At 73.0% G+C, this 2,015-nt stretch carries 2 protein-coding genes; both read left to right on the top strand.

Translation table 11 applies throughout. From position 1 onward, the window contains the following. On the top strand, positions 1-933 hold a 933-nt coding region (locus tag JGS39_RS39140), incomplete at its 5' end, for a protein phosphatase 2C domain-containing protein (RefSeq protein WP_219574526.1). Continuing rightward, positions 930-1,877, top strand: coding sequence for a hypothetical protein (locus tag JGS39_RS39145; RefSeq protein ID WP_219574527.1), 948 nt, complete (start codon positions 930-932; stop codon positions 1,875-1,877). The genes JGS39_RS39140 and JGS39_RS39145, both read left to right, overlap by 4 nt. Positions 1,878-2,015: the final 138 nt, after the last annotated feature.

The raw sequence follows: 2,015 nt of genomic DNA on the forward strand, positions 1-2,015 counted from the left end.
GTGGCGGGGGCATCGCAACCGGTCCCGCAGCTCGGGGACCCACGGCACAGCGGCAAGCGGCCCCCCAGCTACGCCCCGGTCCCGCAAGGCCTGCGCAGCGTGGGCGAGGACCCGGCCGCGGCGGCGCTGCCCGACATCGTGGTGGACGGCGCGGCCTACGGCCCGCTGACCGTCAGGGCCGCGTCCGTGCGCGGGGACTCCCACCGCTATCTGGGAGAGCCCCGTCAGGACGCGCTGTGCGTCACCCGGATCGGCGGTCCGGACACCGGGGAACTGCTGCTGCTCGCGGTCGCGGACGGCGTCGGGTCGGCGGCCCGTTCCCATGTCGGCTCCAACGAGGTGTGCCGGCACGCGGCCGTGTATCTGGACCGGGTGGCGGGCGACCTGCTCGGCGCCCTGCGCTCCGACGACCTGCCCGCCTTCACCGCACTGGCGAATGAGGCGGTCGGCAACATCGCCGTGCTCCTCGCCGATCTGGCCCATCGGGAGGGGCACCGGCCGGAGGCGTACGCGACCACGCTGCGAATCCTGCTGGTGCCGCTCGACCCTGCCGTACGCACCCGCGGATTCATGGCCGTGGGCGACGGCGGAACGGCACTGCTGCGGTCCGGGGCATGGCACCTCGACGTGACGCAGGAGGAGGACCCGGAGGCGTCGGGGATGATCGACACCCGTACCGCCGCGTTGCCGCTCGCCCGCACCGCGGTCACGCGGCTTCTGGGTCCCGCGGCGCCGGGTGACGTCCTCGTACTCAGTACGGACGGCCTGTCCACACCGTTGTCGGGGGACCGGGGCATGCGCGAGTTCCTGAGCGGGGCGTGGGGGACCGGCACGGTGCCGGGGCCCGCCGACTTCCTGTGGCAGAGCCAGTTCCGGGTCAAGTCGTACGACGACGACCGGAGCGTCGTCGTGCTGTGGGAGTGCCCCGCGTGAGCGTGCACGACGGCCTGGACGTCCCGTACGACTCCCTGAAGGTGTTCGACAAGGTCGGCGACGGCGGACAGGGCGAGGTCCACGCGATCGGCGGTCCCGGCGCGCTCCTCTACAAGAGCTACCGGGAGCCGCGCAAGGTCGACGGTGCGGCTCTGGCCGCGCTCGTCTCGCTGCGGCAGGCCCTGGGCCCGGCCGACCGCGACCGGCTCGACCGCGAGACGGCATGGCCGCTGTGCAGGGTGGTGGCCGGGGCCGGGGCCATCGGCTTCCTGATGCACCGGGCGCCCGAGGCCATGACCTGGACGACGGCGAAGGGCGAGAGCAAGCTCGTTGAGCTCTCCTACGCACTGCGGCCGCCGAAGGCCGCCTGGCAGGCGGTCCAGCAGCCATCCCCGGCCGAACGGTACGCGCTGGCCGTGGCGTTGGTGACGCACTTCGAGTGGCTGCACGCGATGGGCCTGGTGATCGGTGACCTCTCCCAGGCCAACATCCTGTGGACCGTGCGCCCTGCCCCCGCCGCGTACCTCCTGGACTGCGACGGCATCCGGCTCTCCGGGCAGCGCCCGGTGCTGGAGCAGGCGGACACACCCGACTGGCAAGACCCCCTGGCCCCGCCGGGAACCGTCTCGGTCGACAGCGACCGCTACAAGGCGGCGCTGGTGATCGGCCGCGTGCTGGCCCAGGACGCCTATGTCTCGCCGGGAAAGCCGTTGGTCCCGGTGCCGGGTGTGCTGGACGAACGGCGGGAGTCTGCGGTGGGGCGCCTCTGGCAACAGGCGAACGGACCCTGCGGCACCCGTCCCGACATGGGGCAGTGGCGCACCGCGCTGGCCGGCCGCGACGTGATCAGACTGATCGCGGCCCGTCCGGCCCCGCGTCCGGCGATCGACCGCTCGAAGTTCGACAGCGAGCGCCGACGGGGCACGATCAACTTCCGGGACTGAACGGGCTGAACGGACTGACGGGACTGAACGGAGCCGGGTGCGCCTTGGGAGGGTCGTCACGGTCATGCTAGGCGGCCTGTCGGAGGTCGGTTCGGCAGTCGCGGCACTGTCCTGGATCGGTGGCGCGGAAGGCGCGGT

The sequence above is a fragment of the Streptomyces poriferorum genome, assembly GCF_019399235.1.
Taxonomy (GTDB): Bacteria; Actinomycetota; Actinomycetes; order Streptomycetales; family Streptomycetaceae; genus Streptomyces; species Streptomyces poriferorum.